At 38.1% G+C, this 21,887-nt stretch carries 18 protein-coding genes; 13 read left to right on the top strand and 5 right to left on the bottom strand.

Features of this window, described 5'->3' with window-relative positions; genetic code table 11:
• Positions 1-233: 233 nt before the first annotated feature.
• From ACHUE4_RS15585 to ACHUE4_RS15595, 3 genes are read right to left on the bottom strand one after another with little or no spacing between them, the layout of a single operon-like run.
• On the bottom strand, positions 234-1,802 hold the full coding sequence (locus ACHUE4_RS15585) for an ABC-F family ATP-binding cassette domain-containing protein (RefSeq protein ID WP_394191699.1): 1,569 nt from the start codon (positions 1,800-1,802) through the stop codon (positions 234-236).
• A gap of 35 nt (positions 1,803-1,837) precedes the next feature.
• Entirely contained in the window at positions 1,838-2,020 is a 183-nt protein-coding gene (locus ACHUE4_RS15590) for an SE1832 family protein (protein ID WP_394191701.1), read from the bottom strand.
• Between the two features lie 39 nt (positions 2,021-2,059).
• Entirely contained in the window at positions 2,060-3,088 is a 1,029-nt protein-coding gene (locus tag ACHUE4_RS15595) for a hypothetical protein (protein ID WP_394191703.1), read from the bottom strand.
• 128 nt (positions 3,089-3,216) lie between these two features.
• Between ACHUE4_RS15595 and ACHUE4_RS15600 the strand changes: the two genes are divergently transcribed.
• The 12 genes from ACHUE4_RS15600 to ACHUE4_RS15655 all read left to right on the top strand — a co-directional run bounded on the left by ACHUE4_RS15600 (position 3,217) and on the right by ACHUE4_RS15655 (position 18,150).
• Positions 3,217-4,005, top strand: coding sequence for an oxidoreductase (locus tag ACHUE4_RS15600; protein ID WP_394191705.1), 789 nt, complete (start codon positions 3,217-3,219; stop codon positions 4,003-4,005).
• A 4-nt stretch (positions 4,006-4,009) separates the two neighbouring features.
• A complete protein-coding gene (locus ACHUE4_RS15605) occupies positions 4,010-5,857 on the top strand; it encodes a cation:proton antiporter (RefSeq protein ID WP_394191707.1) in 1,848 nt (615 codons plus the stop codon).
• Positions 5,858-5,948: 91 nt separating this feature from the next.
• The gene (locus ACHUE4_RS15610) at positions 5,949-6,512 is read left to right on the top strand and encodes an NADPH-dependent FMN reductase (protein WP_394191709.1); all 564 of its coding nucleotides are present in this window, start codon (positions 5,949-5,951) and stop codon (positions 6,510-6,512) included.
• A 224-nt stretch (positions 6,513-6,736) separates the two neighbouring features.
• A complete protein-coding gene (locus ACHUE4_RS15615) occupies positions 6,737-8,560 on the top strand; it encodes a SpoIIE family protein phosphatase (RefSeq protein ID WP_394191794.1) in 1,824 nt (607 codons plus the stop codon).
• A 243-nt stretch (positions 8,561-8,803) separates the two neighbouring features.
• Positions 8,804-10,978, top strand: a complete 2,175-nt coding sequence (locus ACHUE4_RS15620) for a DNA topoisomerase III (protein ID WP_394191711.1) — start codon at positions 8,804-8,806, stop codon at positions 10,976-10,978.
• Between the two features lie 142 nt (positions 10,979-11,120).
• Positions 11,121-11,795: a hypothetical protein gene (locus tag ACHUE4_RS15625; RefSeq protein WP_394191713.1), complete on the top strand. Its 675-nt coding sequence runs from the start codon at positions 11,121-11,123 to the stop codon at positions 11,793-11,795.
• Between the two features lie 14 nt (positions 11,796-11,809).
• A complete protein-coding gene (gene ybaK, locus ACHUE4_RS15630; RefSeq protein WP_394191715.1) occupies positions 11,810-12,304 on the top strand; it encodes a Cys-tRNA(Pro) deacylase in 495 nt (164 codons plus the stop codon).
• A gap of 169 nt (positions 12,305-12,473) precedes the next feature.
• Positions 12,474-13,091 (top strand): YczE/YyaS/YitT family protein, encoded by a 618-nt coding sequence (locus tag ACHUE4_RS15635; protein ID WP_394191717.1) that lies wholly within the window; start codon positions 12,474-12,476, stop codon positions 13,089-13,091.
• Between the two features lie 237 nt (positions 13,092-13,328).
• Positions 13,329-14,411: a hypothetical protein gene (locus ACHUE4_RS15640; protein WP_394191719.1), complete on the top strand. Its 1,083-nt coding sequence runs from the start codon at positions 13,329-13,331 to the stop codon at positions 14,409-14,411.
• Between the two features lie 96 nt (positions 14,412-14,507).
• Positions 14,508-16,589 carry a peptidase M6 gene (locus ACHUE4_RS15645; protein WP_394191721.1) on the top strand — a complete coding sequence of 694 codons (2,082 nt, stop codon included), beginning with the start codon at positions 14,508-14,510 and terminating at the stop codon, positions 16,587-16,589.
• A 108-nt stretch (positions 16,590-16,697) separates the two neighbouring features.
• The gene (locus ACHUE4_RS15650; protein WP_394191723.1) at positions 16,698-17,894 is read left to right on the top strand and encodes a glycine C-acetyltransferase; all 1,197 of its coding nucleotides are present in this window, start codon (positions 16,698-16,700) and stop codon (positions 17,892-17,894) included.
• Between the two features lie 115 nt (positions 17,895-18,009).
• Entirely contained in the window at positions 18,010-18,150 is a 141-nt protein-coding gene (locus ACHUE4_RS15655) for a hypothetical protein (protein WP_394191725.1), read from the top strand.
• Between the two features lie 239 nt (positions 18,151-18,389).
• Here ACHUE4_RS15655 and ACHUE4_RS15660 read toward each other — a convergent pair whose 3' ends face one another.
• Positions 18,390-19,010, bottom strand: a complete 621-nt coding sequence (locus ACHUE4_RS15660; RefSeq protein WP_394191727.1) for a YfgM family protein — start codon at positions 19,008-19,010, stop codon at positions 18,390-18,392.
• 214 nt (positions 19,011-19,224) lie between these two features.
• On the opposite strand from ACHUE4_RS15660, the gene ACHUE4_RS15665 reads away from it, so the two are divergent.
• On the top strand, positions 19,225-20,172 hold the full coding sequence (locus tag ACHUE4_RS15665) for an L-threonine 3-dehydrogenase (protein ID WP_394191729.1): 948 nt from the start codon (positions 19,225-19,227) through the stop codon (positions 20,170-20,172).
• Between the two features lie 353 nt (positions 20,173-20,525).
• Here the strand turns inward: ACHUE4_RS15665 and ACHUE4_RS15670 are convergent, their stop codons facing one another.
• A complete protein-coding gene (locus ACHUE4_RS15670; protein WP_394191731.1) occupies positions 20,526-21,881 on the bottom strand; it encodes a YjiH family protein in 1,356 nt (451 codons plus the stop codon).
• Positions 21,882-21,887: the final 6 nt, after the last annotated feature.

A 21,887-nucleotide genomic window follows, 5' to 3' on the forward strand; every position in this document is an offset into this window, starting at 1 on the left:
ATTAAACACGTCCTTTTCCTAGTCTTCTTATTATAAGGAATTCCGTTTTGACGTGTACACTTTTTATACTAAGCCCATAGCCGGCATGAAATCGAGAATGCACCCAGCGAAATCGAGAATCGACACAACCAAATCTTGAATACCCCCAGCGAAATCGAGAATGACCGCCTTCAACATCACACCACCACAACAAAAAAGGATTGCCTCATCATAGAGACAATCCATTTTACGCATTACTCGATTTCTTTTTGTTCGCCTGTTTGGAACCATTCTTCGACGTTCCATACTTTTGTTGCTAATCCTTCATAGAAGTCGGGTTCATGGCTAACAAGGACGATGGTGCCTTTATATTCAGTCATCGCACGTTTTAATTCTTCTTTAGCGTGGATGTCTAAATGGTTAGTTGGCTCATCAAATAGTAACCAGTTGCTTTCTTCCATCATTAATTTGCAGAGTCGCACTTTCGCTTGTTCTCCACCACTAAGGCTGCTCATTGGACGTGAAATATGATCGTTTTTCAAGCCAGTACGTGCAAGTGCTGCACGAACTGCGCTTTGCTCCATACTCGGATACGTTTTCCATACTTCTTCGATCGGCGTTTCATTCCCAGCTTTCACTTCTTGCTCGAAGTAAGAAGTCACTAAGTAATCACCACGAATAACGCTGCCACCAAGAGCAGGGACTTTACCTAAAATGGTTTTTAGTAAGGTCGATTTACCCACACCGTTCATTCCAACTAGCGCGATTTTTTCGCCGCGTTCAATTGAAAACGAGAGTGGAGGAAGTAAAGGCTTATCATAGCCGATAACTAAATGATCGGCTTCCACTACGTAACGACTTGGACTACGTGTCTCTTTAAATCCAAACTGAGGTTTTGCAGCTGTTTCTGGACGGTCAATTCGTTCGATACGATCCAATTGTTTCTGACGAGATTTAGCACGACCAGTTGTCGAGTAACGTGCTTTGTTTTTGGCAATGAAATCTTCTTGTTTTTTAATAAAATCTTGTTGCTTTTCATATGCATCGATATGTTGGCGTTTATTAATTTCAGCAAGTTCTAAAAACTTCTCGTATGTTGCTGTGTAACGTGACAGCTTAGAGAATTCCAACTGAAAGATAACATCAACATTTCCGTTCATGAATTCCGTATCATGTGAAATCAATAGGAAAGCGTGTGGGTAGTTCTTTAAATAATTGGATAACCAATTAATATGCTCTTCATCTAAATAGTTAGTAGGCTCATCGAGTAACATAACTTTTGGTTTTTCTAAAAGCAGTTTTGCTAATAAAACCTTCGTACGTTGACCTCCTGAAAGAGCGGAAACTTCACGATCTAATCCAACAGCGTCTAAACCAAGACCACGTGCAATTTCTTCTACTTTCATATCAAGAGAATAGAAATCACCTGCATCTAATGCATCTTGAATATCAGCCATTTGTTCAAGCAATTCTTCTAATTCTTCAGGTGTGGCGTCACCCATTTTACTTGTGATAACATTCATTTCTTCTTCTTTTTTATAAAGAGGTAAGAACGCATCACGTAATGTATCGCGCATAGAGCGGCCTGGTTCTAAGCGAGTATGTTGGTCTAAATATCCATAATGCGTTCCGGGTAGCCATTCTACTCGACCTGAATCATGAATGATTTCTCCTGTAATAATGCTCATTAATGTTGATTTACCAACGCCGTTGGCACCAACTAAACCTACGTGTTCCCCTTCAACAAGGCGGAAAGAAACGTCTTTAAAAAGGGTGCGATCACCAAATGTGTGTCCTAAATTATCTACTGTTAATAATGCCATGTTTCCATTCCTCCAATAAAAAGCTCGCGGGCATGTTACAGCGCCGCGAGCTTGTTGTTTAGTTCTGCGAGTTGTACTTCCATATCTGCTAATCGTTGCTCGGCTTTTTCAAGCATGGCCGGATGTCCCGTAGACTCCAATTTTTCCATGTCGCCTTGCAATCGTATATAATCCATTTTAAGTTCTGCGATTTGTGCTTGAATTTCTGATGCATTCATTTAGGAGGAACTCCCCTTTTTTCTACATTGTATCACAATTTATGCGTTTCTTGTCACCTCTGAAGACCCTTCTTGAATGATTTTTTCAATTAAACGCAACATGTTTTGATTATTGCTACTTAACTTTAAGGAAAGCTGCTTTTTGACGGCTTTTCCACTTCGATTATGATGAAGGATAAATTCCATCACCGCTTGTTGCAAATGAGACTGTTTTAACTTTCGTCCCAATCCAAGATGGACAAATCCATTATGTTCACGAGGAAAACCGTGCAGTCCTTCTTTTTCGTTTTGTGCAATGACTATACATGGTTTTCCAATGACCGCCACGTAGTAAGGTGTATAGCGTGCATCGCAAATAACCATGTCGCACTCACTTATACTTTGCAAGAAATCATCCGTTTCGATAATGCGGGTCTGTTTTCGTCCGAGTGCCATCATTTTTAATTCATCTCGTTTATGGCGATAGTTAGAATGAAGTAAAACAGTAACAGCTAATGGGATTTGTAAATGCAGGAGATGTCGAAGTGTTCGGTAGGATAAATTGTCTTCATCTTCTTCTGTAAAGGCAACAACGATATGTGGCAACGGTAATGCCTGTGAAGGGCGTAAACCGAGTTGTGCGTAAGGCTCCAATTCATCTGGGACAATAAAACCACTATGACCTGTGACGTAATTAGAAGGCAATGCTTCGCGTTCCTCACGGTAAAGGGTTTGAATGACGCGAGAAGCTTCTTTTCCACCTTCGCCAAAATCATCAAAGTGAATGGTTGTTGGAATCACTTTTTTGAACGTTTTACTTTCTTCAAGATCCGTATCAAGTCCATCTGTAATCAACACATCTGCTTGAACATCTTCTAATAGTGATTCTAAATCGGAGTGCTTACTAAATAACAACGGTTCAATCCCTTTGAGACGTAAAGACTCGACTACCGAAGTGTGTTTTTGATTCACTAGGAAAAGTATATGATGAGATGCTAAAAATTTGGCAAGTTGAATACATCGACTTAAAGGGTAGCCAGAGTGACCTACATAAAAAAGAATTGTTATTCGTTGGAACGGTTTGTCCATTAAAATCCCACCTTTCATGTACTTCTTAAGGTATGGGAAGCTCGAGGGATGTATGAATAAATATTCAGAAATTGTCTCGGCATATGGTAAACTTTAATCATTCGTTTTGACTTGAAAGGGTGACTGAGTTGGAAAAAAGATCTGCTATTGTAATTGGAGCAACGGGGCTAACAGGTAGCCATTTAGTGAAGTGGTTGTGTGAAAGTGAAGCATACATAGCAGTTCATGTCATCGCAAGAAAGGCATTATCCTATGAGCATCCGAAATTAGATGTGCTCGTTAAAGATTTTGATACCATTGAAGAAAACGATCTTGAGGTTGCTCATGACTTTTTCTGTTGTTTAGGAACGACCATTAAAACAGCAGGTTCAAAGGAAGCGTTTGAAAAAGTGGATTTAACCTACCCAGTCCAATTAGCATGCATGGCTAAGAATAAAGGCGTTAGCCATTTCTTAGTTATTTCAGCGATGGGAGCAAATCCAAATTCAACTGTTTACTACAATCGAGTTAAAGGTGAGATGGAAAAACAGCTGATTGATTTAAAATTAAAGAAATTATCGATTTTCAGACCTTCTTTATTAACGGGAGACCGAAAAGAGTTTAGACTAGGGGAACGTATTGGTGAAAGTCTTATGCAAATCGTTAATCCACTGCTCTTCGGTCCTTTGAAGAAATACCGATCCATTGAATCTCAACAAGTAGCGTTTGCTATGATGCAAAAGGCGATATTCGGCAATAATAAACCGGTGTCCATTTATCAATCCGATGAAATTGCAGCAGTTAAAGCGATACTTCCAAAAGAAGAAAAACCCATTCCAAGGGAACAATTATTTAATTGGGAGAAACGTGAAGGTGTATTCGTTGAAGAGGATTTAATTACTGAAGTAGTGGATAAACCATTAAAAAATGAGGAGTGATTCCATGCTTGATTCGCTATTATTTGATTTAATGTTTGTCATCTTTTTAGGAATCGCTTCCCAGTGGGTCGCATGGCGAACTAGAATGCCGGCGATTGTTCTTATGTCGATTGCGGGTCTATTAGTAGGACCCGTGTTCGGATGGATAAATCCAGAGGCAAGTTTCGGCGAGTTATTCGGTCCGATCATTTCCTTAGCAGTTGCTATTATATTATTTGAAGGAAGTTTAAATTTAGATTTTCGTGAAGTAAGAGGGTTTAATAAACCGTTGTTGAGAATCGTTACGTTAGGTGCATTTATTGCCTGGATTGCAGGTTCGCTAGCAGCCCATTATTTAGCCGGTCTTTCACTTGCAGTTTCCTTTGTAATCGGTGGATTATTCATTGTAACGGGTCCTACCGTTATTTTACCGTTACTTAGACAAGCGAAGCTAAAGCCAAGACCAGCGGCGATTTTAAAATGGGAAGGTATCGTTGTCGATCCTTTTGGTGCATTATTAGCTGTTTTTGCATTTGAATTTATACAATTTATAAACAAAGATGTCACACTTCAAGCCTTGTTAACGTTCTTTGCCGCCTCCATTTTTGCTGCTTTACTTGGGGTACTCGCAGGTAAAGGATTAGGTTGGATGTTTGGAAAAGGAAATGTCCCAGAGTTCTTAAAGTCGCCGATGGTGTTTGCTGTCGTGCTATTTACGTTTGTCATATCGGATGAGATTATGCACGAAACGGGATTGCTCGCAGTAACCGCTATGGGGATGACGATGGCAAATTTACATATTGCCTCTATTCAAGACATGAGACATTTTAAAGAAAACATTACAGTTTTATTAGTATCGAGTATTTTTGTCATGTTGACAGCGTCTCTGCAACCAGAAACTCTACTCCGTATATTTGATTGGAGAATTATTTCATTTGTAGCAGCTATGTTGTTTGTTGTACGTCCTTTATCTATTTGGCTTTCAACGATTGGAACCGATCTCACCAATAAAGAAAAGGCATTGATTGGATGGATTGCTCCTAGAGGAATCGTTGCGCTTACAGTGTCTGGGTATTTTGCAAATGTTTTATTGGAAAAAGGCTATGAAGATGCTGAATTATTAACCGCACTTACTTTTGCACTTGTTTTCTCTACAGTTGTAGCACATGGTTTCACCATTGGATGGCTTGCGAAGAAATTAAATTTAGCTTCTTCGGAAAGTCCAGGTGTATTAATCGTTGGTGGAAATCGTTTTACAACTGAACTAGCTAAATCTTTAAAAGAACTAAATCATCAAGTGCTCATCATGGATAATTCATTTTTCCATTTAAGTGAAGCTAGAAAAGCTGGTATTCCTTCGCAAATGGGGGAAATTCTTTCTGAGCAAACCGAATACAATGTGGATTTAACTCCATATCCAATTTTAATTGCGGCGACAGAAGTGGATTCTTACAACGCATTAGTATGCTCAAACTTTGTTCCCGAACTTGGTCGCAATTCTTTATTCCAAACCGCATTACACAAAGGGGATGTAAGTGATATTAATCAATCACTTGGCGGTAGTATTTTATTTAATCCAAACGAAACCATTTATAAATTGAATGACCGAATTGAAAGAGGTCAAATTATTCGTAAGACCCCAATAACTGAGCAATATACGTATACACAATACTTAAAAGAACGAGAAGAAGATACGCTTCTTTTGTATTTGATGAGAGAAAATGGAACACTTGAATTTTATTCAGTCAATAATGAATTACAAGCAGGTCCTGGTGATACGGTTATTAGCTTAACGCGACCGACAAAAGAATTAGTCAAATTACAAGAGCGTATTGAAGCAGACCGTTCTAAACAGGCTCAGTCAAAAGAATGAACTTGGGTTGAATAACACGTCGTGCATAGGTCAACGTGGTTCGTTTTGATACAATAGAAGTAAGAACGACGTTTGACTAGGAGGATGCCAAATGAAAATTTTGCTTATTGATGGAACAATCATTGGTTCGAAAACGGGAGCTATACTCGAGCAAGTGAAAGTATATATCCAAGAATTGAATGGAGCGCTTGAACTAGAAGTGCTAAAACTAGCGGATTATAAACACCAATTTGTAGATGGCCGACCGCTTGGGGAATATAATGCGGATATGCAAAAGCTTGTCCATAAAATTGAGGAAGCGGATGGTTATATTTTAGCAACCCCAATATTCCAGGGGTCGATTCCTGGTGTTTTGAAAAATGCCTTTGACATGCTTCATCCGCGTGCGATGAGATACAAACCCGTATCGATTGTCGCAAATGGTGGAACATATCAACATCATTTGGTCATTGAAAATCAATTGAAACCAATATTAGATTATTTTAGATGCTTAGTGACACCAAATTACGTGTACACGCATACGAGTCATTTCGGTGAAGGCAATGTCATTGTGGATGAAGATGTGCACGATCGATTACGTGAGTTAGCGCGCGTTTTCGTTCACTATGCAGAAATGGGTAAAATCTTATCTAAAGAAACCATTGATCTTCCTTAATGGCAGTTTTAAAAACCACTTCGTTCATAAGAATGAAGTGGTTTTGTGTTTTAACAGCAATAAGGGGAAACTTAAAATCTTTCTTTTGAAAAACCTTTCTACCCTGGATTGATAGGCTATAGCTATTCTTCTTTGTAATATGTAATATGTAATTTAAAGTCTATTTATTAATCATTGGAGAACCTATGAATCCTTTTATCCCTAATACAACTTTTCGTTTAACTATGTATATCTTGGTTTTGAGTGTAGTCTGCGCAAGTTTCTTTATTTTCCCTACTTTTTTTACCGACTTATACAACCCTATCAGTCCGAGCCATACCAGTATACATTTGGTTATTGAAATAGTTTCTATTTTCATTGCGATGAGCATTGCCATTCATAGCTGGATTACATATAAAGAAGGAAAAATGCATTTCCCTATCATACTTGCTGCTGCTTTCTTCTCCGTTGGAATTTTGGATACCTTTCATGCTTTGACATTTCAAGGTATGCCATTGTTTGTAATTGAAAGCACTCCTATGACTTCCACTTGGCTGTGGATCTTCGCTCGACTAACAGAGAGTTCAATTTTGGCAGTTGTGGTCTTCATGCCAAAGTTGTTTATGCGTCTCGATCGAAATATAGCATTTTTGGTTTCCACCATATATTCCATATTATTAATAGGTATTGTCTTCTCTTTTTATAAGGAATTGCCGGTGCTTATTGTGAATGGTGCTCCGACATTAACAAAAATCATACTGGAAATTATTACTGCTTTACTCCATCTTCTGGTTATTTTTCACTTACTTAGAAATGCCAAAAAATCAAATGATATTCTTATTCGTTACTTTTATATCATTGGTGCTTCTTCAATTGTACTGTCATCCGTATTTTTCATTCAATACAAGTCGCTAGATACTTATTTACATACGGCAGGACACTTATATAAAATAATTGGGTATTCCATGTTTTTCATCGTCTTATTCATCGTCAGTGTTAAGGCACCGTTTCTCAATATTACTCGGTTACATGACCGAAACCGAATGATGTTCAATATGCTTGAACTCGGGATCATTGAAACAGACGCAAGAGGGGCCATTCAATATGTCAATTTATCTGCTAGGGAGTTATTACGGATACCTTCAAGTTTAGATGAGACATTAATGATGAATCAATTTGAAAGCAAAGCGACAAAAGGCCAAAAATATGAAGAAATTCAAACCTATACTGGTGAGGGAATCCCTGTTGAAATTGACCGCTTTCCTTTGATAGAAAACAAACAAATTATCGGCTATTTTTATACATTACGAGATTTACGTGAATCTATAGAAAATGAGCGTTTAGCAAAAGAGAAGTTAGTTACCGATTTTGAAATTGAAACAGCTGCTGCTGTTCAAAAGGATTTCAATTCCGAGATCTCCTCAGGTGAGCAAGTAGGTTTTGTTTCTTTCCCTTTCAAACGATTAAATGGTGATTTTTATAATATTTTAAAACAAGGAAGCAAAACGATGGTGACGATTGCCGATATTAGTGGGAAAGGCATTCCGGCTGCTATCCAAACATCCTTAATGATTGGTGCAATTGAACATGTGAATTTACATCAAGAAAAACCTGATCAATTTGTAGCCTTTATTAATCGAATGTTTTCTAAATATAGTAAGTCTGAACACTTTATGACTTTATTTACGATGATTTATGATGAAGACACACACGTTCTTCAATATTGCTCAGCAGGTCATGAACCTTCACTTGTTTACAATAAAGAACGAAATGAATTTGATTTCCTAGAAACAAAGGGAGCAGCAATTGGCTTCTTTCAAGATGCCGTGTATGAGACAAAGACGATTCAACTTTCAAAAGATGATATAGTCGTTCTTTATACAGATGGCTTAATAGAAGATCGTCGAAGACTTGAAGATGACTTATTCGAAGACTTGATGAATGCGATTCGCAATATAGACTTAACGTTACCTGCAGATACCATATCAAAACATTTGATTACTGAGGTAGAAAAAAATCGCCTAGGTGATATTCACGATGATCGCACAATTGTCGTGTTAAAATCATGAAATGTCGATAATGTAAATTTCAGTCCTATTGGAATCCTTTAGACCGAGCATATAGATTCAACCCTAAAAATCAGTCATTCACACATGGTGAATAGACTGATTTTTGTTTTATAACAGTGAATTAGTTTACGGAAGGTTTTCCGTCCTCTATATTTTAAGAGCCAGTCTCAACGGATTCTTGCGAACATTTTAGAATCAATCGAACTTCCGTTATAATGAAACACATAAGAAAGGGGCGGCCGTATGTCAAAGTCAGTCGTATTAGCAGAAAAACCTTCCGTAGCGAGAGATATTGCACGTGTGCTCGGATGCCATAAAAAAGGAAATGGATTTTTAGAAGGAAATCAATATATTGTAACTTGGGCACTAGGTCATTTAGTGACACACGCAGACCCTGAGCAATACAACAATAGCTTTAAAGAGTGGAAACTTGAGGATTTACCAATCATTCCTCAACCATTCAAACTCGTTCCAATCAAACAAACAATGAAACAATATAACGCTGTGAAATCTCAACTTTCAAGAGCGGATGTAAAAGAGGTTATTATCGCAACTGATGCTGGGAGAGAAGGCGAACTTGTTGCACGCTGGATTCTAGAGAAAGCTAAATGTCATAAACCAGTGAAGCGATTATGGATTTCTTCTGTAACGGACCAAGCGATTCAAAAAGGATTTAGAGAATTGAAAGATGGAAAAGCATATGAGCACTTATATCATGCAGCAGTTGCTCGAGCAGAAGCAGATTGGGTTGTAGGAATTAATGCCACTCGTGCTTTAACCGTTAAATACAATGCACAGCTTTCTACTGGACGTGTACAAACGCCAACACTTGCAATGATTGCTGAGCGTGAGAATCAAATCCGTGACTTTAAACCGAAAACCTATTATGGGCTACAAGCTCTAACCGGTGAAGCAACCTATACATGGGCGTTCGGACAAAACAACCAAACGCAGGTGTTTAATAAAGAACAAGTAGATCAGGTGTTTCAAAAACTGACAAATACACATGACGGTAAAATAATTGGGATTCAAACCACCCCCAAAAAACAACCAGCACCACCTTTATTCGATTTAACTGAACTCCAAAAAGAAGGACACCGAAGATTTGGTTGGTCAGCAAAAGAAACGTTAAATACATTGCAAGCACTATACGAACGTCATAAGGTCGTCACATATCCGCGAACAGATTCCAAACATCTATCAAGTGATATGAAGTCGACACTAAAAGAGCGGATAAAAGCAGTTGAAGTCCAACCATACCGTGCTGTCGTAAATTCCATATTGCGTTTACCTCAAATTGCTCCGCAAAAAGGAGTAATAGATGATGCACGTGTAAGTGATCATCACGCGATTATCCCAACTGAAGTGACACCTGTTCTTCAAAACTTATCGGACAAAGAACGCAAATTATACGATTTAATCGTAAAACGCTTTTTAGCTGTCTTTCTTGGTCCATTTAGCTATGATCAAACTGTCATTACATTAGAAGTGAATGGTGAAAAATTCACGGCAAAGGGTAAAACCGTGCGAGATGAAGGTTGGAAGCGGGTGTATCAACAGGAAGATGAAGAAGAAGTTGAAAGCACTTTACCCCCTGTTCAAAAAGGTGATTCAATTGAGATTCGTGCGATTACCATGACGCAGGGTGATACAAAACCCCCTGCTCGATTCAATGAAGGAACATTGTTAGCGGCGATGGAAAATCCGACTGCGTTTATGTCAGGCGAGTCAAAAGAAATCATTCAAGCTATTGGTGAAACGGGTGGGCTAGGAACCGTTGCAACGCGTGCTGATATCATTGAGAAGCTATTTAATTCTTTTGTTATTGAGAAAAAAGGCAAAGATATCTTTACCACTTCAAAAGGTAAACAATTATTGCAACTGGTTCCTGAAGACTTAAAATCACCTTCACTAACTGGTGAATGGGAACAGCGATTGACGAAAATTGCAAAAGGAACATTAAAGAAAGATGTGTTCGTGAAAGATATGATTACATTTTCCAAAACGGTAGTGGGTCAAATTAAACAAAGCGATCAAAAGTTTAAACATGATAATGTTACTGGCAAAACGTGTCCAGAATGCGGGAAGAACTTATTAGAAGTGAATGGGAAACGCGGAAAAATGCTTGTTTGCCAAGATCGTTCTTGTGGCTATAAAAAACAAGTAGCTGTTCAAACAAATGCACGATGCCCGGTTTGTCATAAACGCCTCGAAATGCGTGGCGAAGGCGAAGGAAAACTATTTGTTTGTAAATGCGGACACCGCGAAAAGCTCTCAGCTTTTGAAAAACGTCGTGAATCTTCTGGCGGTGCAAAAGCAAATAAACGTGACGTCCAAAAGTATTTAAAACAACAAGATGAGCCTGAAAATACAGCGATGGCTGAAGCCTTAAAGAAATTAATGCAAAAGAATGATTAATAAAGTTAACTTTTATTTTTTCTTAATTAGGTATAAAGACTCTGGTATATCACTTTTTGACTAAGGACTTAAGAATGTTTGAGAAGTCTGACAATGGTGGTATACTAACCCATAATATAACAGTGGAAACGGGGTGAATTGCATGAATTTAAGCGCAACCATAGGCTCTAGCATTATAGATCGAGATGTTGCAAATGATTACAGAAAAAAGTTGAATCTACGCCGCGAAGTTAGTGATACCTATAAAAAACATTCGGATTTTTATCAGTCTAAAACACCAACATTTTCAGAACTAGAAGATTTATTATTAGGGAAGATGGAATTAGACGGTGATACAGAAGAAGTAGCTGATGCTGTTCGTGTGTATCAAGAAATTGAACAACAACCGAAACATACACTAGCCTTTGGTAACGCGCCAATTCAAGCAATCTCGGGTGCCACTCCAGAAGAAACAATAGAATTATTAGAGCATGTGAAACGCGCTGCTCTAGCTTCTTCGGAACCTTCAGTGGAAGATTTACGTTTAGCAGCAAGTGCGTCAACTCGAATTCAAGAAGCTCAAGCGCAAGTGGAGTTAAATGAAATTGCAGAGTCTCAAATAGAATTCGAAGCACAAAGACAAACAGAAATTCAATATGAAGCAACAAATAAATCGATGCAAATTGATTTTCAAGAACCACAAAATACGTTAGTCGAACAACAAAAACATAAACAACTTCGATTGTTTGAAGAAGCGATTTCAAAATACTCATTCCATGTTCAAATGAAGCAACAAGGATTCCAAATCCAGCAACCAAGCTTTTACCGTATTGCTTAGGAGTTGAATAAAGATTGGCGAAAGCTAATAAAACAACAAAAACGAATGCTATCCGATTGTTAGATCAACAATCAGTTCCGTATTCGTTGCATGAATACAACGTAGTAGATGGTCAAATAGATGGCGTTTCAGTTGCAAATAAAATCGGACAACCTGTTGAAATGGTCTTCAAAACATTAGTAGCTTCGGCTGGACCTGGTAAGGTTTATGTATTCTTAATACCAGTAGATAAGGAATTAGATTTAAAAGCAGCTGCTAAGAGTGCAGGGGAAAAGAAAGTGGAACTAATACCGGTGAAGGATTTACTTGGATTGACTGGTTATATTCGTGGCGGATGCTCTCCTCTAGGAATGAAAAAATTATTCCCTACTTTCATCGATCAATCTGCAAAAAATTTAGATGAAATGATCGTGAGTGCCGGAAAAATTGGTATGCAAATTCAGTTGAAACCGACGGATTTAATTGCCAATACAAAAGGGGAATTTGCATTAATTTCCCGTTCTTTATAATAGCCTATCCAAAACTTTAATACTTGTTATAATAGATAAATGAGTAATGCCATTCATGTCATACATGGATGGTTTTTTTTACGGATAAATAATGGAAGAGCACTACAAGATCTCAGAAGAGACTTCAACTTACTCATCGTAAGTATAAGCTAGAAAGAAGGCAGTTCACATGAAAGTTATATATTGGAGGTGGCTATTTTTCATAGCCGGTCTAATCATTCTTGCATTTGGCATTTCATTAACTATCAAAGGACAACTTTTAGGAATTGGCCCATGGGATGTTTTGCACGTGGGACTTTATTTAAACGTAGGTTTAACAATAGGCTGTTGGTCCATTATTTCGGGATTAGTGATTGTTATTGGAACTGCGATAGGTACGAAGAGGTTCCCTAAAATAGGAACATGGCTCAATATGATTCTGATAGGATTGTTTATCGATTTCTTTAATTGGTTACTACCTGATTTGGCCAGTTATTTTGGACAAACCATCTTTTTTGTTGCAGGTGTTTTGATCATGGGATTAGGTGTAGGGATATATGTAGCACCCAATATGGGGGCAGGACCACGTGATAGTATCATGATCCTCATTGTTGAAAAGACCGGATGGACTGTAAAAAGAGTACGTACTGGAATTGAAATCGTAGTTGCGATTGTTGGTTGGATGTTAGGTGGTCCAATAGGATTCGGAACAGTAATCATCGCTATTACACTCGGACAAATTGTCCACATGACGTTACCGATGGCAAAAAGTTGGTTGTATCGATTCGCGAAGGAAATCGAAATTTAGATAGAAAAGTGTGCACACAGTGCATGCTTTTTTTCGTGGGATGAAATCATAGATTGTAGTGAGAGGAATATGGCAAGTGCAGTAGATTATATATATCGTGAGCGAGGGAAGGGTATGGAGCTAGCGGTAGAAAATTTGACGATAGAAAGCAATAATATGCGTAATGTAAAATCTGAACATGTTTTCGCCACCTCTTTCATATAGTAGAAACATCTGATATTAGAAAGGGTGGATACATTGAACGGAACAATCACACACCAATTTGGACGGGCTTATACCGGTCAAGGCGTCAAACACATTTATAATGAATTAATTGGAGAAGCTCGAAAAGTTTATTTTATAAAATCTCCACCTACATTTCGGTTGTCTGAACTATTTCGACAAGTAGGCTTTCATTATTTAAAAAGAGGTTATGATATCGAGTGGTTTCATGATCCTTTACATGCGGATGTTTTAGAAGCTGTATATGTTAAAGGAAACCGAACGCTATTTATACAAGCAGCACATCCTTTATCATTTGAACCCAAATATTACGGCAGCACCCATCAAGTGATTTCATTTTATGAATCTTATGATGATGCTAAGTTAAAAGAACATGGTGGGTTTTTAAGAGAAAAGACCATTCATAGTGAGCAATGGCTAGCTAAAATGTTGCAAACTATGACAAAAGCCAAGGAAATTCATGATGAATGGGAACAGCCATATATTGTAGGGATGGATTGGCAAGCATTCGATCAACAAGCAGAGGAACTATTTGAAAACGTCTTTTCGTCGTTTAATTTTAATAAAGAGGCTCTAAAAACGCATCGTTTAATGGGAACAATCACGCCTGAGGGAGCAAAAGATCATTTTGCCTCATTAACTAAGGGGGTAAAAAGACGCATATTCATCAAAGGCTATCCAGGTAGTGGTAAATCAACCATGATGAAGCGGTTTGCAGCAAAAGCAGAAAGTGTAGGTCTAAATACACAGTTAGGGTGGTGTGGTCTTGATTGTAACAGCATTGATTATGTGTATCTACCAGAGCTTCAGACCATCCTTTTTGATAGCACAAGTCCGCATGAATACGAGCCTGAACGTTCGGGTGACGAAATATTCGATGTTAGAAAGTTCCGTGAGTTGAATGAAGAAGAGCAGATATTTGTTAATCAAATAAAAGAGCGCTATCAGGAAGAAATAAGGGTTGCAACGGAGTATTTACAGGTATTTTCAACGGACGAAGAGACTATAAGAGAGACTATGGACATGTGTGTAAATAACTATAAATGGCGAGAAATAGAAGATTCTGTATATCAAATGATAGAGAATATTACCATATAAAAATGATAGATTTACCGCATTTTTCAGAATATTCTAAAGTGTTAAGCTTGAACCCGACGAAGATTTACTGTTTTAAAATCGGAGGGGGAAAATAAATTGAACAAGAAAAAAATTCTTTCTATTGTTTCAACTGGTGCACTTGCAGCTTCATTATTTGCACCTTTCGCATCTGCTCCTGCAGAAGCAGCAAGTCCATATTCAAACTTTAATACAGCCAAATACGGAGATCGTGTTGATATCGATCAGTATTTAAATGATTTATCAACAAGTGATAGCTTCCAAAAACAAGCAGACCAAATCATTAAAGCACAAGCTGATGAATTACCTGCTGCGGATGAGGAAGCTTCAGAAGAAAGTCCGTTTACGTTTGATGGAGGTACAAAATTATTCCTTGACCGTAACTTAAGCTTTAAAGAATTTACTTTACGAAGTGTAGGAGACAACGTTGAAATTTGGGTTGCTAAGGATTTGGCATACGGTCCAGATAATCCAAAACCAGCGGATATTGTTACACAGGAACAAGCTGATAAATTACGTGATGAATTTGATTCGAATATTTATCCTGTTGCCACTGATTTCTTTGGGACACCAGATGCATTAGATGGATCAAAATCACCTTTACCGGGAATGGTAGGTCTTCCGGAGGGTTATTATGAAGGATCAGACAAAATCATTATGCTAGTAGATAATGTTCAAGATGAAGGTTGGAACAATCCTGATTATCCATTCTTCGTAGCTGGATTCTTCTGGCAAACACTTGAAAACTATACAGACCGTAATATTGTAACGATTGATACAAATTCATGGGAGACTCGCTTAGAAAGCACATTCTTTGGTACAACAATCCATGAACTTCAACATTTAATTCAAGCCGATAATGATGGTTCTGAAGAAACTTGGTTAAATGAAGGAATGTCTACATTCTCTGAATTCTTAGGTGGATACGGACACGGAGAAGGCTCGATTAACTTCTATTTGGATCATCCAGAAAATTCATTAGTAAACTGGGATGAGCATGGATTAGCGGAAACTGGACCAGAAACGATTGCAGATTATGGGCAAGTATACTTGTTCACTCTTTATATGTATGACAAGTTCGGCAAAGATTTTATTCGTGAACTAGCAGTAGACGGTACATCTCAAGGTATGGCATCAGTAGACGAACATTTAAAATCATTCGGCACTGGTAAAACGTTTACAGATGTATACCAAAACTTCATGACTGCTCTTGCTTTAGACGATGACAAAGTAAGCAGTGATTACAAGTTTGATAGCATTGATCTTCGTGAAATGCCGATTAATGCTGCTGGAGACAAACGTGGGAAAACGGTTGATTTCGAGAAAGCATTAACATTTGAAAAAGAGGGCGTACCTGCATGGGGTGGCGACTTTAAAGAATTAGATTTCGGTAAAGATGTACGTGCGTTGAAATTTGATGGAGTAGATTTCTTACCGTTGCAATGGGCAACTGTTGCTAATCCATTAGATGCTTCTGAGCAAGTACTGCACGCAAATAATGGTGATGAAGCGGATCAAGCTTTAATCTTTGGTGCAACAGTTCCAACTGAAAATCCTACTTTAACATTCGATCATTACTATGATATTGAAGAGCAATGGGATTTCGCTACGGTTCAAGTTTCTACTGATAATGGCGAAACATGGACTTCTCTAGCTAATGAAAATACACGTTCAGATGTTGTTGAAGAAGGACATCCTACGATCAAAGAGAATTTACCTGGATTTACTGGACATAAATTAGATTGGTCTACAGAGTCATTCGACTTATCAGCTTATGCCGGTCAAGACGTTTTAGTATCATTCCGTAACTTAACGGACTGGGGCTACAATGATACTGGTTGGTTTATTAAAGATATTAACCTTGGAGATTTCTCTTCTGATGGTTCATCGACAGATGAGTTCCAATCATTAGGTCAACTTAAAGGTGAGTACGTTGATTTCACAGTGACGTTAATTCAAACACGTGCTAACGGTCAACAAAAAGTAATGCATATTGATCCATTCAATGTAACGGATAAAGAAGCGTTACAAGTACGTAACTTCTTAACACAAGGTAATGTGAAAATGATTACTTCATATGCAGCAGAACCTGGTCAAAATACAGCACAAGATTACACGTATGAAGTAGTTTTAAAATCAAACAATAAAAAGAAAAAATAGTTGATTGATTGTTATTGACTAAGAGCGGGCTCATTTCGAGCTCGCTCTTTTGTGCGTATAGATTCGTCGTATGTTAATATACTATGTATCACGACAATCGAAAGGAAGATGATTTTGTCTAACGTACTAGATGCTTTTTTACAAGAAAACTTACAAGAACTGCGTGACCAAGGTTTATATAACGAAGTGGATCCAGTAGAAGGTCCTAACGGAGCGAAAATTCAAATTCGAGGAAAAGAGTTAATCAATTTATCCTCAAACAATTACTTGGGCCTTGCAACAAACGAAGACTTAAAACGCATAGCGAAAGAAGCTATTGATAAATATGGCGTAGGTGCAGGTGCAGTACGCTCAATTAATGGAACACTTGACTTACATGTGAAATTAGAAGAAAAGTTAGCAGAGTTTAAAGGAACTGAAGCGGCTATTTCGTACCAATCTGGTTTCAACTGTAATATGGCAGCTATTTCTGCAGTTATGGATAAAAACGATGCGATTCTTTCGGATCAATTAAACCACGCTTCAATCATTGACGGCTGTCGTCTATCGAAAGCTAAAATTATTGCGTTCAAACATTCCGACATGGAAGATTTACGAGCGAAAGCAAAAGAAGCGCAAGAATCTGGTCTGTACAATAAAGTCATGGTCATCACTGACGGAGTATTTTCAATGGATGGGGATATTGCAAAACTTCCTGAAATCGTTGAAATTGCAAAAGAGTTTGATTTAATTACTTATGTTGATGATGCTCATGGTTCAGGTGTTACTGGTAAAGGTAAGGGAACCGTTAAACACTTCGGTTTAGAAAAAGATATCGACTTCCAAATGGGTACACTTTCAAAAGCTGTTGGAGTAGTCGGCGGTTACGTAGCTGGTAAACAATCGTTAATCGATTGGTTAAAAGTTCGCTCGCGTCCATTTTTATTCTCTACAGCAGTCCCACCAGGTGATGTAGCAGCGATTACAGCAGCTCTTCAGATGATTATTGATTCAACTGAGCTTCACGACAAACTTTGGGATAATGGAGATTATCTAAAAGCAGGACTTAAAAAGTTAGGTTTCGATATTGGGGCTTCTGAAACACCAATTACACCATGTATCATTGGTGACGAAAAATTAACTCAACAATTCTCGAAACGATTATTTGAAGAAGGTGTTTATGCGAAAGCCATCGTCTTCCCGACGGTTCAAAAAGGGACAGGCCGTGTTCGTAATATGCCAACTGCCGTTCACACGAAAGAAATGTTAGACGAAGCCATCGCGATTTACGAAAAAGTAGGAAAAGAACTAGGCGTAATTCAATAAAACCATTTCCAAAAGCATTAGGGAGTCTCTAAACGGTGACTCCTTGATGCTTTTTTGTATGTTTGAGGTTACGTGAGAAGCCTCAGTTAGAAATATTGGCATCTTGGTTAGAAGAATGGCAATCTCAGTTAGAAAAACAGCGAACTCAGTTCGAATTATCGCCATCTTAGTTGTAATTGTTATTCAAGGTGGCTCAGTGAACGTAGCTGCTCCCAACAAACAACGACTGCCAAGCACAGCGGGCAGTCCATATTAAGGTTTTGAATGGCCCCGCTCCGCGGGTGTTTCTGTTGGTGTGCAGACGCTCAGTTAGAAATATTGGGTTCTTGGTTAGAAGAATGGCAATCTCAGTTAGAAAAACAGCGATCTCAATTAGAATTATCGCCATCTCAGTTGTAATTGTTCTCACACCGAACAAAAAAAGCGATTAGCCATAATCAGCTAATCGCTTCTTAAAATGAATAGGATGAATCGTTGTAGCTGACACTTATATAATCAGATGCGCCCAACAGAATGGACGACAATAAACTTTTGGATCCCACGTGAATGGGTAATTGCCTGTTGTGCTTCTTTTTCAAATAATTCTTGTTGTCCTTTTTCCTTTGCATATAAGGCATGTAATGCATGAATCATCCATTCGACGCCTACATTTTCTTCGTGTCGTGCGGCTTCTTCGAAATTTCCTTGTTTAGCAGCAATCAGAGCAGCGTAATAGGATTTTAAGGGTTCAGAATCGATCCGTTGTGCATACGTATCTGCGGCATCTATATTTTTTAGATGCAATGCTAAAAGAGTTTTATATACATTTTGCATGTAAGGCTGTTTGTGCTTTTCGATTATGGCACGTAAACTTTCTTCGATTTCGACTTCATTGCCATGAGCCAATGCCAATGGGTAAGCAAAAATTGGTTTCTTTTTATTTGCTTGGATAAACTTCTCAATGCTTTTTAGATTGTTTGAGCGATAAATTGTATATAAGGTAGGGAGTAAATTGAATCCCAAGAAAAAAATGAAGACTGTCAGTATGATCACCGGTAGTGGGAATTGAAGCGAAAACAATAAAGTAGCTAAAATGAAAGTTAATACGAAAGTGACACTGGTTCTGTAAATGTTCATTTAATGTAACGCCCTTTTTAATTTTAAGTATAGCAAACCAGCAATAGAAAAGAATCGAGTTATTTTGAAAATTAATGAATCAGATAAATCGTTGTGTATTTACAATGAACACTTTATAATGAGTGGTGGTTAAAAGCTTTTATATCAACGTTTTATTGGAATAATATGTACTCTGTAAAAACACAAATGTTTTATTCACAAGGAGAGATTTCATTTGAAGAGAATTATGATAACTGGGGCTTTAGGACAAATTGGTTCGGAGCTAATCGTTAAACTACGTGACATTTATGGTACTGAAAATGTATTGGCTACTGATATTCGTAAGACAGATTCTCCTGTCGTAAATGACGGACCTTTTGAATTATTGGATGTAATGGATTTAGAAAATATGCGAAAACTTGCGAAGGATTTCGGTGCGGATACGATGATGCATATGGCTGCATTGTTATCTGCTACAGCTGAAGCGAAGCCTTTGCTAGCTTGGAACCTGAATATGGGGGGGCTTGTTAATGCGTTAGAAACATCTCGTGAACTTGGTCTTCAATTCTTTACTCCAAGCTCAATCGGTGCATTTGGTCCTTCTACGCCAAAAGATAATACACCTCAAGATACTTTGCAACGTCCAACAACGATGTACGGCGTTAATAAAGTAGCTGGAGAATTACTATGTGATTACTACTTCCAAAAATTTGGAGTGGATACACGTGGCGTTCGATTCCCTGGATTGATTTCCTACGTAACACCACCAGGTGGAGGAACGACGGATTACGCAGTGGATATTTACTACAAAGCGTTAGATGAAGGTAAATATACGTCATATATTGAAAAAGGTACATACATGGATATGATGTACATGCCGGATGCTCTTCAAGCGATAGTCGATTTAATGGAAGCGGATGCTAGCAAGCTTGAGCATCGAAATGCCTTCAACGTAACCGCGATGAGCTTCGAGCCTGAACAAATTGCGGCATCGATTCGCAAACATATACCTAATTTTGAAATGAATTATGAAGTGGACCCAATTCGCCAAACGATTGCCAATAGCTGGCCAGATTCCATTGATGCAAGTGCTGCAAAAGCTGAATGGGGATTTAAAGCGCAATATGACTTAGATGAAATGACGAAAGATATGCTAGAAAAATTAGCAGCAAAAATAAAGTAAGTATTACTAAGCAAAGCATGCACCTTGATGGAGCATGCTTTGTTTTTTTATTAAGCAGTAAATATTAACAGGTGGAGAAATTATAAAGTAGTCGTCTAGAAAGTTTTTGTTAAGATTATTGATCTTTACATGCTTTTGTCGATTGTAATGGAGGCGGCGACTCCAGCGGAATCAGCAAGAACTGAAGACCCTGGACTGAGCTTCGCGAGGGAAGCGGCTGAAGTCTTGCCCGCGGAAAGCGTCCGCAGCAATGAAAATCGACCATTACATTTTAGATAGAGAAAGAGGGTGTTCCAAGAGTCAACTTACATGACTCTTAGACACCCTCTTTTAACTTGTGGATGAAACAATAATTAAAACAATAAATGAGCAACACCAGCGATAATTGGTAATGCGATAACTGTACGTAGGATAAAAATAATCACTAAGTCAAAGAAATTAACGGGGATTTTAGATCCTAATAGCAATCCACCGACTTCAGACATGTAAATTAATTGTGTAACCGATACAGCTGCAATAACGAATCGAGTCAATTCTGATTCAATCATTTCGCTACCTAAAATGGCTGGAAGGAACATATCGGCAAACCCAACAACAATCGTTTGAGCTGCTTCAGCTGCTTCAGGAATTCCGAGTACCATTAATAATGGCTCAAACGGTTTTCCTAACCACACGAATACATCTGTGTAAGTAGCAAGGATAAGCGCAATTGTACCAAATGCCATAACGACAGGTGCAACACCCATCCACATGTCTAAAACATTTTTAAGACCATCTTTTACGAATTCAACAATTGAACGGTTTTTATTTGCCTTCGTTAAAGCATTTTCTAAACCATGAGATACCACATTGTAACCTTCAGGAAGTGCTTCTTCAGTCTCGTCGTATGGACGACCATCGATATATTCATCAGGCTTACGAGACAATGGGAAGATACGTGGCATAATAAATGCTAATACAATCCCCGCAAACACAACAGTAGCGTAGAACGGAAGGAAGTAACTTCCTAAACCAACTTCTTCAATAACAACGATTGAGAATGTGATCGACACAACGGAGAAGGTTGTTCCGATAATCGCTGCTTCTTTTTTTGTATAAAAGCCTTCTTCATACTGCTTGCTTGTTAATAAAACCCCAATTGTTCCGTCTCCAATCCATGAAGCTAATGCATCGATTGAAGAACGACCTGGTAATTTGAAAAGGGGACGCATGATTTTAACCATCATCGTACCGAAGAATTCAAGTAACCCAAAGTTTAATAACAGTGGTAAAAGTAATCCAGCGAACAAGAAGATTGTAAATAAGAATGATAGTAATCCAGTAGGTGATAATAATAAACCACCAGTATCTTCACTTCGAACCATTTCAGGACCAATATTTGCGACAACCATGACCGCAAAGACCGCGCCAATGATTCGAACAATTGTCCAGAACCAATTCACTTGAAATAGCTTTTCAAAGAATGTTTGATCTTCTGGATTTGCATCTTTTTTAAATAAATAAAGAATCGAGCCAAGTGCCGCAAGAATCATGACGATAGTTACTGTCCAAGGCATAATCGATTCAACTTTACCTGCAACCAAGTTCGCTAAAATGGCAACTGGAATCTTCCATTCACCATCATATTTGAATGGAATCATGAATAAGAATATTCCGATAATTGAAGGTACTAAGAATAATAACCATGTAGATAGTGAAAACTTCTTCAAATCTGA

The organism is Paenisporosarcina quisquiliarum (assembly GCF_043641925.1).
In the GTDB taxonomy this organism is placed as follows: Bacteria; Bacillota; Bacilli; order Bacillales_A; family Planococcaceae; genus Paenisporosarcina; species Paenisporosarcina quisquiliarum_A.

Excerpts from the sequence above, each read along its gene's own strand:
- ACHUE4_RS15620 (WP_394191711.1), top strand. The coding sequence starts at position 8,804 with ATGTCAAAGTCAGTCGTATTAGCAGAAAAACCTTCCGTAGCGAGAGAT.
- ACHUE4_RS15585 (WP_394191699.1), bottom strand. The coding sequence starts at position 1,802 with ATGGCATTATTAACAGTAGATAATTTAGGACACACATTTGGTGATCGC.
- ACHUE4_RS15610 (WP_394191709.1), top strand. The coding sequence starts at position 5,949 with ATGAAAATTTTGCTTATTGATGGAACAATCATTGGTTCGAAAACGGGA.
- ACHUE4_RS15660 (WP_394191727.1), bottom strand. The coding sequence starts at position 19,010 with ATGAACATTTACAGAACCAGTGTCACTTTCGTATTAACTTTCATTTTA.
- ACHUE4_RS15625 (WP_394191713.1), top strand. The coding sequence starts at position 11,121 with ATGAATTTAAGCGCAACCATAGGCTCTAGCATTATAGATCGAGATGTT.
- ACHUE4_RS15590 (WP_394191701.1), bottom strand. The coding sequence starts at position 2,020 with ATGAATGCATCAGAAATTCAAGCACAAATCGCAGAACTTAAAATGGAT.
- ACHUE4_RS15595 (WP_394191703.1), bottom strand. The coding sequence starts at position 3,088 with ATGGACAAACCGTTCCAACGAATAACAATTCTTTTTTATGTAGGTCAC.
- ACHUE4_RS15650 (WP_394191723.1), top strand. The coding sequence starts at position 16,698 with ATGATTTTGTCTAACGTACTAGATGCTTTTTTACAAGAAAACTTACAA.
- ACHUE4_RS15615 (WP_394191794.1), top strand. The coding sequence starts at position 6,737 with ATGTATATCTTGGTTTTGAGTGTAGTCTGCGCAAGTTTCTTTATTTTC.
- ACHUE4_RS15655 (WP_394191725.1), top strand. The coding sequence starts at position 18,010 with ATGGCAATCTCAGTTAGAAAAACAGCGAACTCAGTTCGAATTATCGCC.
- ACHUE4_RS15605 (WP_394191707.1), top strand. The coding sequence starts at position 4,010 with ATGCTTGATTCGCTATTATTTGATTTAATGTTTGTCATCTTTTTAGGA.
- ACHUE4_RS15635 (WP_394191717.1), top strand. The coding sequence starts at position 12,474 with ATGAAAGTTATATATTGGAGGTGGCTATTTTTCATAGCCGGTCTAATC.